Source organism: Agathobacter rectalis ATCC 33656 (assembly GCF_000020605.1).
Classification (GTDB): domain Bacteria; phylum Bacillota; class Clostridia; order Lachnospirales; family Lachnospiraceae; genus Roseburia; species Roseburia rectalis.
On record NC_012781.1, the window covers coordinates 660,235 to 677,276 of the forward strand.

A 17,042-nucleotide genomic window follows, 5' to 3' on the forward strand; every position below is an offset into this window, starting at 1 on the left:
TAATTATGACGGCCTGGCTCCGATCGGAGACAGGCTGTTTTAAGTTCATATCATAATATAGAGAGGACAGGACTGAAATGGATAATTCAAACAACAACGGCTTAGAATACGATGATAATTCAGATATTAGCGATAAAAAGCCTCATAGAAAGGGATTTAGAAATGGGTTCGGTGTCGGGATTGCTACAGGTATAGTGACCACCATTGTGCTTGGATTGATTGTGCTCTTTGCATACACAATGATTACAGGCAGGAGCGTGCATACCGTTGCAAAAAGCGCAGATGTGCTTGACGACAAGACCGTGCAGAAAATCGATGAGCTTGCGAACTACATAGACGAGTATTACTATGAGGATTACGATAAGGATGATTTGGAAAACGGTCTGCTGCATGGTGTGATGGAGGGACTAAATGATCCTTATTCGGTTTATTATACAGCGGATGAGTATAAGGAACTGCAAATTAGCACGACAGGCACTTATTATGGTATCGGGGCTGCGTTAAAGCAGGACCCGAACACAAAGCAGGTGACAGTTTCGAAGGTATACAGTGGTACACCTTCTGAGGAAGCGGGACTTAAAAAGGATGACGAAATAGTTTCTGTTGATGGTGTTGAGGCAACATCCGAGGATCTCACAAAGCTTGTTGCCAAAATCAGAGGTAAGGAGGGCACTAAGGTTACGCTTGAAATCAGACGTGGCGAGGAGGCTGACCCATTTACCGTTGAGGTGGAGCGTAAAAATGTTGAGCTGCCATCAGTGGACAGCAAGCTGCTTGACAATGGAGTAGGATATATCCAGGTCAGTGAGTTTCAGACAAACACGGCAAGTCAGTTTGAGGATGCACTTGACGGACTTACAAATCAGGGTATGAAGGGTCTTATAGTGGATTTGCGTGCTAATCCGGGAGGACTACTTACCGCAGTGACAGAAATGGTTGACAGACTGCTTCCGGCAGAAACAGTTGGCAAGCTTCCTGCAGGAACTGTCGTGTATACAAAGGATAAAAACGGAAATATCCAGACCTTTGGTGATGACGATGGAAAACAGATTGACTGTCCTATCGTAGTGCTTGTCGATGAAAACAGCGCAAGTGCGTCTGAAATTTTTGCGGGAGCCATGAAGGATTACAATGAGGATGGTTATATTGATGCAACACTTGTAGGCAAAAAGACCTTTGGAAAAGGAATTGTACAGACTATTTACAATCTTTCCGATGGCGACGCTGTAAAGATTACCACATCGAAGTACTACACACCAAACGGTCACAATATCCACAAAAAGGGTATCGAGCCTGATGTAGAGGTCGATTATGAATATACAGGAGATACAAATGCAGACTATGACATGCAGTATGATGTGCAGCTTCAGAAAGCGATTGAGGTGATGAATGAAAAGCTTAAATAAGATTGCATGCTTTCTCATGCTGTGCTGGATGGTAGTCATCTTTATGTTTTCGGCGGAGCCTGACACCGAGTCGTCTGAGCTCAGCGGCAGCGTCAGCTATCGCATAGTTTCTGTGGTCAATACCATTACCGCAAGCCACTGGGATGAGAAGGAGCTGCTCGATAAGGCAGAGCTTATAGACTATCCGGTGAGAAAATGTGCCCACATGAGTGAGTATGCCATTCTAACATTGCTTGGCTTTTTGACATTTTCGTTCTTGCATGGCAGAGGAAGATTTTTGGTTCCGATAGGCGTGACCTTCCTATATGCCTGCACAGATGAATTTCACCAGCTGTTCGTGCCCGGCCGGGCCGGCAGATTCACGGACGTACTGATTGATACCACAGGCGGTATCATTATGCTGCTATTTATTGCGCTTGTTACACGCGTAGCACGTAAGAAGCATACAGCAGGCACTGCAAAACCGAAAATATGAAAACATGAAGACACGAAGAGAAGTGGGCTGTAATCGTTGTCGGTCACACTGTTAGGTGTGAACAGTAACAGTCATGATAACAAGCGTGATGATAAGCATGATTATAAGTGCCAAATTTAGTTGCAGTTTTCTAATATAATCGGTATAATAAGGGTATTGACGCTGGCCGAAAAAACATGGCATATAACATACGTTTTTAATATGTGCCACAACCAGCTTCCCGCCTGGTAAACCCAGGTTTACGGCCGGCACACAGCATGTTCCGAAGAAAAATATGAACTGCCACGGGGTTCCATCAAAAATATGAATGAAACAAAGTGAAAATAAAAAATCACTATCCGAAAAAAATCCCGTGGCTGACTTCATATTTTTCAGAGGAATATACTGTGTGCCGGCCGCACCCCACAACCTGAATGCGGGAAGCGTAATTAAAGCCACAAAGCGTCTAAAATGTAAAGAAAGAGGTGATTCTGTGGTAGAGTTGGATAATTTCAAGTCCACGCTCCAAGGCTACAAAGCCCCACTACAGGAAGTGAGGGATTCACTTTGACCTGGCTAATAAAGAAGAAAAAATCCAGGAATTAGAGCGAGAAATGGAAGCTCCTGACTTCTGGGATGACCCGGAGAAGTCACAGAGCAAGATGAAAGAGCTTAAGAGTATGAAGGATGATGTAGCTACATACGCAAAGCTCAAGGAACAGTACGAAGATATAGAGACGATGATTGAGATGGGCTATGAGGAGAACGATGAGTCACTCATACCCGAGATACAGCAGATGCTTGATGATTTTGAAAGCACATATGACGGTATCAGAATGAAGACTCTTTTGTCGGGAGAATATGATAAATGCAATGCGATTCTGAGGCTCAATGCAGGTGCAGGTGGTACCGAGTCGTGTGACTGGGCGTCCATGCTGTTTCGTATGTACTCGAAGTGGGCTGATAAAAAGGGCTTTACCCTTGAGGTACTCGATTCGCTTGATGGCGATGAAGCCGGTATCAAGTCCATTACCTTCCAGGTAAACGGAGAGAATGCATATGGGTATCTAAAGTCTGAAAAGGGTGTGCACAGGCTTGTTCGTATTTCGCCGTTTAATGCGGCGGGAAAAAGGCAGACCTCATTCGTATCATGTGATGTCATGCCGGATATTGAGGAGGATCTCGATATTGAGGTGAAGGACGAGGATATCAGAATTGATACCTACCGCTCAAGTGGAGCAGGAGGACAGCATATCAATAAAACTTCGTCAGCTATTCGTATCACACATTTTCCATCAGGGATCGTGGTACAGTGTCAGAATGAGCGTTCACAGCATATGAACAAGGACAAAGCCATGCAGATGTTAAAGGCAAAGCTGTATCTTTTAAAGCAGGAAGAAAATGCTGCAAAGGAGGCTGGCATCAGAGGCGAGGTCAAGGAAATTGGCTGGGGAAGCCAGATACGTTCGTATGTGCTTCAGCCTTACACCATGGTCAAGGATCACAGGACAGATGTGGAGACCGGTAATGCGGATGCGGTACTCGATGGCAATATAGATATATTTATCAATGGTTATCTGAAGTGGCTTGCAACACGTTCAGAATAAGGAGGCAAATGTGGGTTTAGTTATAGCTGTGGCGATATTAGCAGTTCTGACAGCTGCCGGAGTGACCGTTTATATTAAAGTCAGACGGTTGTCTGAAAGTCTTCTTGGTACACCTGATGTCACAGAGGGCATCAATCGTATCAGGGAGAATGTCTCTACGACTCCCAAGTCGGTTTCAGGCATGACGCGCCTTATGGAGCCACAGATAAAAAGGGATTTTCCGGAGTTTGTCTGGGAACAGTTTAAGAGAATGTCAGAAAGAGTGCTTGTGTCAGCACTTTGTGCAATCACGACTGAGGATATTTACAAGCTGGACCGTGAGGCTTCTGATGAGGTAAGACAGCAGGTGCAGGTGCGTATAGACAGCAATGAAGCAGCTGGCTTTACAGAGCATTTTGACGAGATCAGGGTGCATCAGACTGAAATCTCAAACTATGTGAAAAGAGATGGAAGGTGCGTCATCAGTATACAGAGTGCGGTTGAGTATTTTTACTACAAGAGTGCCTCAGGAAAGCTTATCAGTGGTGATAAAGAGTATAAAAAGCAGACCAGATACAATATGGAGCTTGTATACATACAGGATATAGATATGCTGGATAATGCAGGGATAGGCAGTGCAGTTGGCACTACATGTCCGAATTGCGGTGCTCCGGTCAGAAGTCTTGGAGCAAAGAAATGTGAATATTGTGGCTCATATGTTGAGCCTGTCAATATAAAAGTATGGAAGCTACAGAGCTTTCATGAAGTTGATTACAACCATATCTAAGGAGGAAGAAAATGGGAATTATTAAGGCAGTAAAACAGGCAATTGGAGGCGGCTTTGCAGATACATGGCAGGAGGTTATTGAGCCGGATAATATAGGCGACCAGACAGTCTATGCCAGGGGTGTGCTGGTAAACAGGGGGCAGAATAAAAAAGGCTCTGACGATATTGTTTCAAACGGCTCTATCATTCATGTATATGACAATCAGTTTATGATACTTGTTGATGGTGGCAAGATTGTGGATTACACAGCTGAACCGGGCTACTACAAGGTGAGCAATTCATCTATGCCGTCACTTTTCAACGGACAGTTTGGGGATTCTTTAAAGGAAACCTTTGACCGTGTGAGATTTGGTGGACAGACACCACAGTCACAGAAGGTTTATTATATCAACCTTCAGGAAATCAAGGGAATCAAGTTTGGTACGAGAAATCCTATAAACTACTATGATACATTTTATAATGCGGAGCTTTTCCTTCGTGCCCATGGTACATATTCCATCAAAATTGTGAATCCGCTTCAGTTTTATGCAGAGGCTATTCCAAAGAATATGGATCATGTGGAGATTACTGATATCAATGAGCAGTATCTGTCAGAGTTTTTAGAGGCATTACAGTCTGCCATCAACCAGATGTCAGCGGATGGTACAAGAATTTCATTCGTCACAAGCAAGGCATCTGAGCTTGGAAGATATATGGCCAAGTGTCTTGATGAAAGCTGGAATCAGATGCGTGGTATGGAGGTACAAAGTGTTGGTATCGCCAGCCTTTCATATGATGAGAAGTCTCAGGAGCTCATTAACACAAGAAACGAGGGCGCAATGCTCTCAGATCCATCTATTGCACAGGGGTATATGGTCAAAAATATGTCAGAGGGTGTCAAGAATGCAGGCAGCAACAGTGGTGGAGCTATGCAGGGCTTCATGGGTGTCGGCATGGGAATGAGCACCATGGGTAATATGATGAATGGTTTTACACAGATGGCACAAAATAACAGGTCAGCCGGAATGAATGCGCCGGGAAATGGTGCAGCAGGTATGGCAGCAGGAGTGGCTTCAGGTGCCACACAGCAGGAGGATGCGTCAGGCTGGACATGTGAGTGCGGACAGAAAAACACAGGTAAATTCTGCAGTAATTGCGGCAAGCCTATGCCACAGGAGATTACAGAGTGGACATGTGAGTGTGGACAGAAAAATACAGGTAAATTCTGCACAAACTGTGGCAAGCCATTACCTGTAAACACAGAGTGGACATGTGAGTGTGGACAAAAAAATACAGGTAAATTCTGCAGTAATTGTGGAAAACCAAGAGCATAAGATGTTGCAAAGCTGTAATCTTTGTGTTAAAATCTTTGAGTCAAGGACAAATGTCGGTGTGTGACAAACACACACCGGCCATTTTGGAGGTAACTAAATGGCGGAGAAATCAAACTACTTCGTTTTACGGGCAAAGGCTGTACCGGAGGTGCTGCTTAAAGTAGTTGAGGCAAAGAGACTGCTGGATTCGGGCAAGCTTGAATCTGTGCAGGAGGCAACAGATGCTGTTGGCATAAGTAGAAGCTCATTTTACAAATATAAGGATGATATTTTTCCTTTTTATGAGGGACGTAAAGGAAAGACAGTGAATCTTGTAATTCAGATGGATGACGAGCAGGGCATACTTTCCGTTGTGCTTAAGTCGGTAGCCGATGCGAAAGCAAATATTCTTACCATACACCAAAGTGTACCGGTAAATGGCATTGCGTCACTCACGTTATCTGTGGATGTATTTCCCGAGTCGGATGATGTGGATGATATGGCAAAGCAGATTGAGTCCTTAAAGGGCATACATTACGTAAAAATTTTAGCCAGGGAGTAACAAAAAGATGAAGATTGCAGTTATGGGTTACGGCACAATTGGATCAGGTGTCGTAGAAGTATTAGAAATCAACAAAGAAAAAATCGCAAAGAGAGCAGGAGAGCCAATCGAGGTCAAGTATGTGCTTGATTTAAGAGAGTTCCCGGGTACACCTATTGAGAACAAAATAGTTCATGATTATAAGGTTATTGCAGAGGACCCTGAAATCGGTATAGTTGTAGAGACAATGGGAGGCGTTGAGCCTGCATTTACATTCGTAAAGGCAATGCTTGAGGCAGGAAAACAGGTAGCAACATCAAACAAGAACCTTGTTGCTGCAAAGGGTGCTGAGCTCATCAAGGTTGCCAGGGATCATGGAGTGAACTTCCAGTTTGAGGCCAGTGTCGGTGGTGGAATCCCTATTATCAGACCTCTCAACAAGTGTCTCACAGCAGACGAGATTGAGGAAATCACAGGTATCTTAAACGGAACAACCAACTACATGCTTACAAAGATGACAGAGGAAGGTGCAGACTTTGATGAGGTATTAAAGGATGCTCAGGATAAGGGCTATGCAGAGAAGGATCCTACAGCCGACATAGAGGGATATGATCCATGCAGAAAGATAGCCATTCTCACATCGCTTGTTGCAGGACAGCAGGTGGATTTCGAGGATATCCACTGTGAGGGTATCACAAAGATTACACCTGAGGATATTAAGTATGCAAAGGCAATGCACCGTGCAATCAAGCTTCTTGCTTCAAGCCGCAAGGTGGGTGACAGCTATACCTGTCTCGTTGCACCATATATGATAGATGACACACATCCGCTCTCAGGAGTAAATGGAGTGTTCAACGGCGTATTTTTACGCGGAAATGTGCTCGGAGATGCTATGTTCTACGGCAGTGGAGCAGGAAAGCTTCCAACAGCAAGTGCTGTAGTGGCAGATGTTGTTGATATGACAAAGCATCAGAACACAAATATTTATATCGACTGGAAGCCTGAGAAGCTCACACTTGTAAGCTATGATGACAGTGTAAACAGCTTCTTTGTGAGAACTGACTCACCAAAGAGCGAGGTTGAGGCTGTATTCGGACATGTAGACTACATTGAGGATGTGGTTGACGGCGAGTATGCATTCACAACAGGCGACATGACAGAGAAGGATTTTGCCGACAAGGCATCAAAGATAAACGTTATCAACAGAATCAGATTATAAAGGACAAAAATATGGTAAAAGGCTTATACACCGCTCACACCGGTATGGTTAATGAGATGAAGCGCATGGATGTTCTTGCGAACAACCTGGCCAATTCCGATACCTATGGATTTAAAAAAGAGGGAACCACCTCGCATTCATTTAAAAATGAACTTGCTATAAAGATAAAGGATACATCAAACTACGGACTGCACAAAAATCTGGGCAGCATGACATACGGAGTGCATCTCGGTGAGACATATACCGACTGGGATGAGGGCAGCTTTAAGGTGACTGACAATCCTACAGACTTGGCTATCGGTGGAAAAGGCTTTTTTGCCGTTGCATTTACTGACAAATCAGGCCAAACAAGTGTAAAGTATACCAGAGACGGTGCTTTCAAGGTCAATGCTGACGGTTATCTGGTCACAGCAGACGGAGACCATGTGCTCAATGCGACAGGTGCATTGAGTGGAGATGGCGGTGAGGCAAACTGGGTAAAGGTAGACCCGAATGAGAAGTTTTCGGTAAACTCACTTGGATATATCACACAGAACAATCAGTTAGTTGGCACAATAGGCGTTGTCGATGTGGATAATTATGACTATATTGAAAAATATGGTGAAAATCTCTACAATCTGACGGCCGGGGGTAATATTATAGCTTCCGATGCCGAAATAGAACAGGGAGCCTTAGAAACTTCAAATGTCAATGTGGTCAATGAGATGGTCAATATGATTACGATACAGCGTGCATATGAAGCCGGACAGAAGGTTATTACATCTATTGATGAGACATTAGACAAGGCTGTCAACAATGTAGGAAGAGTATAAGGAGATATGCCATATGATGAGGGCACTTTACACAGCCGCAACAGGTATGCGTGCTGAGCAGACAAATGTAGATACAATTGCAAACAATCTTTCCAATGTCAATACGACAGGCTTTAAGGGTCAGAGGACAGAGTTTAAGTCTCTTTTATATCAGACGATACAGACCCGTTCTACATCCGGAAATGGTGATGCAAAGCCGGTAGGAGCGCAGGTGGGGCTTGGTACCCGTGTGGCTGCAACCACATCCACTTATACTCAGGGTCCGCTCAATTCTACGGAGAGGCCTACTGATTTTGCTTTGGAGGGCGATGGCTTTTTTGCAGTGAGAGGTACTGACAATCAGACCTATTACACGAGAAACGGTGCCTTCACATGGAGCCAGTATGGAAACGGACAGACTATACTTACTGATTCACAGGGCAATCCTGTCATGGATACAAACGGTAATATTATAGCTGTGCCGGCAGGTGTGTCTGCTGAGAAGATGAGCTTTGGAGAGGATGGTGCGGTAGGTTATATGACTGCACAGGGCAATTATATTAATCTGAATCAGCGAATTGCTGTGTATCAGTTCAATAATCCGTCAGGTCTTGAAAAACAGTCAGGGAGCCTGCTTGCAGCAACAGCCAATTCGGGCAATCCGATGCTTGAAATTGCAAACCCTGCTCTGAAAAGCAGCAAGGTTGTGACAGGATATCTTGAGGGCTCAAATGTACAGGTAGCTGACGAGATGGTTAATCTCATTGTGGCACAGCGTGCCTACGAGCTCAATTCAAAGGCCATCACAACAGCTGATTCGATGCTTGAGACAGCAAATAATTTGAGGAGATAGTAGCATATGGATATAAGCGCAGTATCAACACTTGCAAACTCAAATAATACATCTGCGGTGGCAGACAAGCTTAAGAATAACGTAAAAAATCTGTCATCAGACTCTACAGAGGACGAGCTCAAGAGCACACTTAAAGATTTTGAGTCTTATTTTGTGGAGCAGGTCATAAAGGAAATGAAGGATTCCATGACACTAAAGAGTGATGATGAGGATTCCTCTATGTCGCAGTACAAGGATATGTTCATGGACACTGTCATAGAGCAGATGAGTGATACGATAGTGGAGAAGTCCGGAGAAAACATCACACAGCAGCTTTATGAGCAGATGAAGCGCAATTACAATATATAATAATAATTGATAATAAAAAGCCGGTTCGGCATGCTTGCATGTGGTTACCGGCTTTTTTAGTGCAAACTTAGTAATTGCAGATACGCATGCTCTAGGGTATAATATTTAAAAAATAAAACTATTCAGAGTCACAATAAAAACACACAGATACGGAGAAATTCAATTGGAAACCGAAACAGTCACAGGATACGTTGATCATATAATATACAGAAATGCAGAAAACGGGTATACAGTACTTGTTCTTGTAGTGAACGAGGAGGAGCTCACATGTGTGGGCACTTTTTCGGACATTGCTGAGGGGGAAAATATAGAGGCTCACGGTGAGTATACAGAGCATGCCACATATGGCAGACAGTTTAAGGTAGTAAGCTTTGAAGAGAAGGAGCCAGAGGATGAGATGGCTATTGAGAGGTATCTGGGCTCAGGAGCCATACATGGTATAGGACTTGCACTCGCAGCACGTATTGTCAGGCGATTCAAGAAGGATACCTTCCGCATCATAGAGGAAGAGCCGGAGAGGCTTGCTGAGGTAAAGGGCATCAGCCAGAGAAAGGCTATGGAGATTGCGGACCAGGTCAATGCAAAAAGAGACTTAAGGGAAGCCATGATTTTTTTGCAGCAGTACGGCATCAATATGAATCTGGCTGTGAAGATATATAATAAGTATGGCGGAGAGATATACAGCGTGCTCAAGGAAAATCCGTACCGCATGGCGGATGATATCGACGGAGTTGGTTTTAAAACTGCAGATGAGATAGCGGCGCGGGTTGGCATCAAGACTGATTCTGATTTTAGAATAAAAAGCGGTATACAGTATGTTTTGCAGCAGGCTGCCATGGACGGACACACATATCTGCCGATGGAGGAACTTACGAGGCGTGCTGTATATCTGCTCGGAGTGGAAAGCTCGCAGGTTGAGGCACATTACATGAATCTGGCCATGGACAGGAAGATTGTCATGCAGCTAAAGGATGATATAACCCAGATTTATGCTAACACCTTTTATTATATGGAGGCAAACACGGCAGCCATGCTAAAGCAGCTTGATGTGACGTATGATGTGCCGGATATCGAGATAGAGGCTGCAATCAGAAATATAGAGAAAAAGACAGAGATGGAGCTCGATGAGCACCAGGTAGAGGCGGTGAAGGAAGCAGTCAGAAATGGCCTTTTAGTCATTACCGGAGGACCCGGAACAGGAAAAACCACCACCATCAATACTATTATCAAGTATTTTGAGCTGGAGGGCATGGATATTTTTCTGGCTGCACCGACAGGCCGTGCGGCAAAACGCATGAGTGAGACAACAGGCTACGAGGCACGCACAATCCACCGTATGCTTGAGTTAAACGGCGGCATGGACACAGGAAGCGCAGCTGGCTTTGAGAGAAATGAAAGGAATCCGCTCGAGACGGATGTAATCATCATAGATGAGATGTCGATGGTTGATATATCACTCATGTACTCATTGCTAAAGGCGGTTGTGGCAGGTACGAGACTCATACTTGTAGGAGATGTGAACCAGCTTCCGAGCGTGGGACCGGGCAGCGTGCTAAAGGATATTATTGATTCAGGTGCATTCCACACGGTAAAGCTTACAAAGATTTTTCGTCAGGCGAGCACGAGCGATATTATAGTAAACGCCCACAAGATAAATAATGGAGAAGAGGTATCGTTAGATAATAAGAGCATGGATTTCTTTTTTCTAAAGAGATATGATGCCGACAAGATAATAAATGTTACATTACAGCTAATAAAGCAGAAGCTTCCTAAGTTTATAAATGCTACAGAGTATGATATACAGGTGCTTACGCCTATGAGAAAGGGGCTTCTCGGAGTGGAACGTCTAAACGGTATATTGCAGGCGTATATGAATCCGGCAGACAAGAGCAAGCGCGAAAAAGAATACAGGGGCACGATTTTCCGCGAGGGCGACAAGGTGATGCAGATAAAGAACAACTATCAGATAGAGTGGGAAATCAGGACAAAATTCGGACTTTGTGTGGATAAGGGCATGGGAATCTTCAATGGAGATACAGGTATCATTGAGGAAATCAATGATTTTGCCGAGACCATGACCATATCCTTTGACGAGGGCAGAAAGGTGGAGTATCCGTTTAAGCTTTTGGAGGAGCTTGAACTTGCATACGCGGTCACTATACACAAGTCGCAGGGAAGTGAGTATCCGGCGGTCGTTATACCTCTTTTGAGCGGTCCGAGAATGCTTATGAACAGAAATTTGCTCTATACGGCGGTTACAAGAGCAAAGAAATGTGTTACCATAGTGGGTGATGAACAGACATTTTATGAGATGATACAAAACAACTCACAGCAGAGACGCTATAGCGGGCTTAGAGACAGAATAGTGGAGGAGACTATCTGATGAAAATAAGAAAACTTACAAATGAAGAGATAAAAGGGGCATGTGCCTTTGCGGTAAATATATACAATATCGCAATCAGAGGCTGCTTTCGGACACTGGACTGTCATCGATATTTTGATGAATATATGGATGCAGACAGGCTGACGGACGAGGAAAGGACCGGTGCTCTTGTAGTATTTGGTGCGTTTGATAGCAATGTGCTGTGCGGAGTGTGCGGCATGACAAACGAGGGGCATATCACCATGCTGTATGTACATCCGCAGTATTTAAGACGTGGAATTGGCAAAAAGCTTCTGGAGCGAGTCAGGATATATGCACGCATGCAGCTTAAGCTCATGCAGGTGTCTGTAAATGCAATGCCGGCATACACGGCAGAATACTTCATGCATGTGGGCTTTAAGAGTGCATATCAGGGAGGCTTTTGCAATGGACAAGGCGATATGTACGTTCCTATGACAGCAAAAAGCATATATCAGGTGGAGTATACACCGCGACATATAGCTGATAAGACTTTTATTGCAATTTCAGTTGGCTTCACATGTCTTGTATTTGTCTCAGGCGTGATATATGCGGTATGCGCTGGGCTTACTCCGTAACGCTCAGATGCAGTTTTAATGGGCTGCAATAGTTGCCGGTCATACTTTGGTGTGAACAGTAACTAATATTGTATACATAAATATGCATATTTATGTAACAAAAAACAGTTGAAAAATCGGCTGTATTATGATACACTTTTTACAATTTAAGCAGATATACTATGCAACTACACTTTATAAGAAAAAAGAGACGCCCTCTTTTTTTTTGCGCAGACGTAAGGTTAGTTGCAGCTAAGAAGCTTATGGTTACAAAGTATAACACGAAAGGGCAGGGTAAAGATGAAAGCATTTTTAATTCTTGAAGATGGTAATGTATTTACCGGAACCAGCATTGGTTCAACAAGGGAAGTCATTAGTGAGATAGTATTTAACACATCAATGACAGGATATCTGGAGGTACTTACAGATCCTTCCTATGCAGGACAGGCTGTTGTAATGACTTATCCACTTATCGGAAATTATGGAATCACACCGGATATGGAGTCGGAAAGACCATGGCCGGATGGATATATAGTAAGAGAGCTGTCACGTATGCCAAGTAATTTCCGCTGCGAGGGTACTATACAGGATTTCCTTGAGAAAAACGATATTCCGGGAGTGGCCGGCATTGATACACGTGCGCTTACAAAGATTCTCAGGGAAAAGGGTACTATGAACGGAATGATTACCACAAATGAGAATTACAATCTCGATGAGATTATTCCAAAGCTCAAGGCATATACTACAGGCAATGTGGTTGACAAGGTCACATGCACTGAGAAAAAGGTTTTAAAGGGCCAAGGAAAGAGGGTTGCCCTCATGGATTTCGGTGCCAAAAACAACATCGCCAAATCACTCAATGAAAGAGGCTGTGAAGTTACAATTTACCCTGCACACACAACCGCTGAAGAGATACTTGGTGACAATCCTGACGGAATCATGCTCTCAAACGGACCTGGAGATCCAAAGGAGTGTGTAGATATTATAAAGGAAATAAAGAAGCTTTATGACAGCAATGTGCCGATTTTTGCAATCTGCCTCGGACATCAGCTCATGGCACTTGCAACAGGCGCAGATACACACAAGATGAAGTACGGACACAGAGGTGGAAACCATCCGGTTAAGGATCTTGCGACAGGCCGTGTTTATATTTCTTCCCAGAACCATGGATATGTGGTTGACACAGATAAGCTTGACCCTAATGTGGCTGAGCCTGCATTTATAAATGTCAACGACGGCACTAATGAGGGACTTAAGTATGTGAACAAGAATATCTTCACAGTTCAGTTCCATCCGGAGGCATGCCCTGGACCACAGGATTCAGCATATCTTTTTGACCGCTTTATTAACATGATGGGAGGTAACCAGTAATGCCAAGAAATAATGATATTAAAAAAGTATTAGTTATCGGTTCCGGTCCAATCGTAATCGGACAGGCCGCAGAGTTTGACTATGCAGGAACACAGGCCTGCCGTTCCTTAAAAGAGGAGGGCATTGAGGTATGTCTGGTAAACTCAAACCCGGCAACTATCATGACTGATAAGCAGATTGCGGATCAGGTATATATAGAGCCACTTACTCTTGAGTCATTAAAAGAGATTATCATAAAAGAAAAGCCTGACAGCATCCTTCCTACACTCGGTGGACAGGCAGGACTCAATCTCGGCATGGAGCTCGCTGAGTGCGGCTTCCTTGATGAGCAGGGAGTAAAGCTTATCGGAACAACAGCAGAGACCATCTTTAAGGCTGAGGATCGTCAGGCCTTCAAGGATACCATGGAGAAAATCGGTGAACCAATCGCGGCTTCACAGGTTGTAAAGAATATCGAGGATGGTATCGCATTTACCAACAAGATTGGTTACCCTGTAGTTCTTCGTCCTGCATTTACACTCGGCGGTTCCGGCGGTGGAATTGCTCACGATGAGCAGGAGCTTATCGACATACTTTCAAATGGACTTCGCCTGTCACGTGTCGGAGAGGTTCTTGTAGAGAGATGTATCGCAGGCTGGAAGGAAATCGAGTACGAGGTAATGCGTGATGCCAACGGCAACTGCATCACAGTATGTAACATGGAAAATATCGACCCGGTCGGTGTGCATACAGGAGATTCAATCGTAGTAGCACCTTCGCAGACACTTGGAGATAAAGAGTATCAGATGCTTCGTACATCAGCACTCAATATCATCAACGAGCTTCAGATTACAGGAGGCTGTAACGTACAGTATGCCCTCAATCCTGACTCATTCGAGTACTGTGTTATCGAAGTAAACCCACGAGTTTCACGTTCATCAGCACTCGCATCAAAGGCTACAGGATATCCTATCGCCAAGGTTACAGCCAAGATTGCACTCGGCTATCACCTCGATGAGATCAAGAACGCTATCACACAGAAGACATACGCAAGCTTTGAGCCAATGCTTGATTACTGTGTAGTCAAGATTCCAAGACTTCCGTTCGACAAGTTCCTCACAGCAAAGCGTACACTTACCACTCAGATGAAGGCTACCGGAGAGGTAATGAGTATCTGCAACAACTTCGAGGGTGCCCTTATGAAGGCTATCAGATCTCTCGAGCAGCATGTTGATTCACTTATGTCTTATGACTTTACTGGTCTTACAGATGATGAGCTTGAGAAACAGCTTGCAGTTGTTGACGACAGACGTATCTGGGTTATCGCAGAGGCGCTCCGCCGTGGAGTTAAATACGAGCATATTCACGAGATTACTAAGATAGATCTTTGGTTTATCGATAAAATCGCAATACTTGTTGAGATGGAGAACCGTTTAAAGACAGAGGAGCTTACAGTTGACCTGTTAAAAGAGGCAAAGCGTATCGAGTTCCCTGACAATGTTATCTCACAGCTTACAGATATTGATGAGGCTGATATCAAGAAGATGCGTTACGACAATGGCATTGTGGCAGCCTACAAGATGGTTGATACCTGTGCCGCAGAGTTTGAAGCAGAGACACCATACTACTACTCAGTATTCGGCAGCGAGAATGAGGCGGCAGAGACAAATCCACAGAAAAAGGTGCTTGTACTTGGTTCAGGACCTATCCGTATCGGACAGGGTGTTGAGTTTGATTACTGTTCAGTCCACTGTACATGGTCGTTTGCCAAGGAAGGCTGGGAGACAATCATCGTAAACAACAACCCTGAGACCGTTTCAACTGACTTTGATATTGCTGACAAGCTCTATTTTGAGCCACTCACAGCTGAGGATGTTGAGAGCATCGTTAATATTGAAAAGCCTGACGGAGCTGTTGTACAGTTCGGTGGACAGACCGCCATCAAGCTTACAGAGGCACTTATGAAGATGGGTGTCAAGATACTTGGAACAAAGGCTGAGGATGTAGACGCAGCAGAGGACAGAGAGCTCTTCGATGAGATTCTTCAGAAGACAGGTATCCCAAGAGCAGCAGGTGGTACAGTATTTACAGCTGAGGAGGCAAAGAAGGTAGCAAACGAGATCGGTTACCCTGTACTTGTCCGTCCTTCATACGTGCTTGGCGGACAGGGTATGAAGATTGCATGGAATGATGATGAAATCGAAGAGTTTATCGGCATCATCAACACAATCACACAGGATCATCCAATCCTTGTAGATAAGTACCTTATGGGTAAGGAAATTGAGGTTGATGCAATCTGTGATGGTACAGATATCCTGATTCCGGGTATCATGGAGCACATCGAGCGTACAGGAGTACACTCAGGAGACTCTATCTCAGTTTACCCTGCACATACTATCTCAGAAAAAGCAAAAGAGACTCTGGTTGAGTATACAAAGAGACTTGCACAGGCACTCCATGTTGTTGGTATGATTAATATCCAGTTTATCGATATGGACGACAACATCTATGTTATCGAGGTAAACCCACGTTCTTCAAGAACAGTACCATACATCAGCAAGGTTACAGGTATTCCAATCGTAGACCTCGCAGCAAGAATCATCATGGGTGAGACAATAAAGGGCATGGGCTACACACCTGGACTTGCTCCGACAGCCGATTACATTGCAATCAAGATGCCGGTATTCTCATTCGAGAAGCTGCGTGGCGCTGAGATTTCACTCGGACCTGAGATGAAGTCAACAGGAGAGTGTCTTGGAATTGACAAGACCTTCAATGGTGCGCTTTACAAGGCATTTGAGGGTGCGGGAGTCGAGCTTCCTAAGTACAAGCAGATGATTATGACTGTAAAGGATGCCGATAAGCCTGAGGCGGTAGGCGTTGCAAAGCGTTTTGAGAAGCTTGGATACAAGATTTATGCCACAAGAAGTACTGCAAAGTACTTACAGGAGCACGGAGTAAATGCTCTTCGCGTAAACAAGATATCACAGGAGTCTCCAAACGTCATGGATCTTATCCTCGGACACAAGATAGACCTTGTAATCGATACACCTACACAGGGTAACGGAGACAAGACAAGAGACGGTTTCCTTATCAGAAGAAATGCAATCGAGACAGGTGTTTACTGTATCACGGCCATGGATACAGCCAATGCACTTGCGCATGCATTAGAGACTGCTTCTGACAAGAAGACACCGGTTGATATTGCAACAGTTAAGAATCTTTAAAAGTATATAGAATATATTTTATCCCCGGACAGTATATCGGATATGCTGCCCGGGGATTTTTTATAAAATGAAAAATATGATGTGTTATGCCTGTATGCATGCCGCAGGTTATAATAGCACCGGTTTTTGTTAATCTGACGGAATAGTATAAGTAATACGTGTGAAAAATATGCAAAGTTTAATAGAAATTTGACAAATTATTAACAAAAGCAATTGATTTTTACATAAAT

General features: G+C 44.1%; 14 protein-coding genes. All 14 read left to right on the forward strand.

Annotated features, from left to right (window positions below; translation table 11 throughout):
- Positions 1-77 precede the first annotated feature (77 nt).
- Entirely contained in the window at positions 78-1,406 is a 1,329-nt protein-coding gene (locus tag EUBREC_RS03210) for a S41 family peptidase (RefSeq protein ID WP_012741618.1), read from the forward strand.
- The gene (locus EUBREC_RS03215; RefSeq protein WP_012741619.1) at positions 1,390-1,881 is read left to right on the forward strand and encodes a VanZ family protein; all 492 of its coding nucleotides are present in this window, start codon (positions 1,390-1,392) and stop codon (positions 1,879-1,881) included. Before EUBREC_RS03210 ends, EUBREC_RS03215 begins: the two co-directional genes overlap by 17 nt.
- 472 nt (positions 1,882-2,353) lie before the next feature.
- Positions 2,354-3,467 (forward strand): peptide chain release factor 2 gene (prfB, locus tag EUBREC_RS03225; protein WP_118257778.1). Its coding sequence is split into 2 segments (ribosomal slippage): positions 2,354-2,428 and positions 2,430-3,467, totalling 1,113 coding nucleotides; the frame shifts between segments, so codons are not numbered across the junction.
- Between the two features lie 10 nt (positions 3,468-3,477).
- Positions 3,478-4,233 carry a TIM44-like domain-containing protein gene (locus EUBREC_RS03230; protein ID WP_022293918.1) on the forward strand — a complete coding sequence of 252 codons (756 nt, stop codon included), beginning with the start codon at positions 3,478-3,480 and terminating at the stop codon, positions 4,231-4,233.
- An 11-nt stretch (positions 4,234-4,244) separates the two neighbouring features.
- Positions 4,245-5,546, forward strand: coding sequence for an SPFH domain-containing protein (locus tag EUBREC_RS03235; protein ID WP_012741624.1), 1,302 nt, complete (start codon positions 4,245-4,247; stop codon positions 5,544-5,546).
- A 97-nt stretch (positions 5,547-5,643) separates the two neighbouring features.
- Positions 5,644-6,087 carry an ACT domain-containing protein gene (locus EUBREC_RS03240; RefSeq protein WP_012741625.1) on the forward strand — a complete coding sequence of 148 codons (444 nt, stop codon included), beginning with the start codon at positions 5,644-5,646 and terminating at the stop codon, positions 6,085-6,087.
- Positions 6,088-6,094: 7 nt separating this feature from the next.
- Positions 6,095-7,285 (forward strand): homoserine dehydrogenase, encoded by a 1,191-nt coding sequence (locus EUBREC_RS03245; RefSeq protein WP_012741626.1) that lies wholly within the window; start codon positions 6,095-6,097, stop codon positions 7,283-7,285.
- Between the two features lie 11 nt (positions 7,286-7,296).
- Positions 7,297-8,097, forward strand: coding sequence for a flagellar hook-basal body protein (locus EUBREC_RS03250; RefSeq protein WP_012741627.1), 801 nt, complete (start codon positions 7,297-7,299; stop codon positions 8,095-8,097).
- A 13-nt stretch (positions 8,098-8,110) separates the two neighbouring features.
- Positions 8,111-8,929: a flagellar hook-basal body protein gene (locus tag EUBREC_RS03255; protein ID WP_012741628.1), complete on the forward strand. Its 819-nt coding sequence runs from the start codon at positions 8,111-8,113 to the stop codon at positions 8,927-8,929.
- 6 nt (positions 8,930-8,935) lie between these two features.
- Positions 8,936-9,277, forward strand: a complete 342-nt coding sequence (locus EUBREC_RS03260) for a hypothetical protein (protein WP_012741629.1) — start codon at positions 8,936-8,938, stop codon at positions 9,275-9,277.
- Positions 9,278-9,440: 163 nt separating this feature from the next.
- Positions 9,441-11,660, forward strand: coding sequence for an SF1B family DNA helicase RecD2 (gene recD2 / locus EUBREC_RS03265; RefSeq protein WP_012741630.1), 2,220 nt, complete (start codon positions 9,441-9,443; stop codon positions 11,658-11,660).
- Complete coding sequence (locus tag EUBREC_RS03270; RefSeq protein ID WP_012741631.1) at positions 11,660-12,256, forward strand: GNAT family N-acetyltransferase; 597 nt, start codon at positions 11,660-11,662, stop codon at positions 12,254-12,256. The genes recD2 and EUBREC_RS03270 overlap by 1 nt, the downstream gene beginning before the upstream one ends.
- A 279-nt stretch (positions 12,257-12,535) precedes the next feature.
- On the forward strand, positions 12,536-13,606 hold the full coding sequence (locus EUBREC_RS03275) for a carbamoyl phosphate synthase small subunit (RefSeq protein ID WP_012741633.1): 1,071 nt from the start codon (positions 12,536-12,538) through the stop codon (positions 13,604-13,606).
- Entirely contained in the window at positions 13,606-16,812 is a 3,207-nt protein-coding gene (gene carB / locus EUBREC_RS03280; protein WP_012741634.1) for a carbamoyl-phosphate synthase large subunit, read from the forward strand. The genes EUBREC_RS03275 and carB overlap by 1 nt, the downstream gene beginning before the upstream one ends.
- The last annotated feature ends 230 nt before the right edge of the window (positions 16,813-17,042 follow it).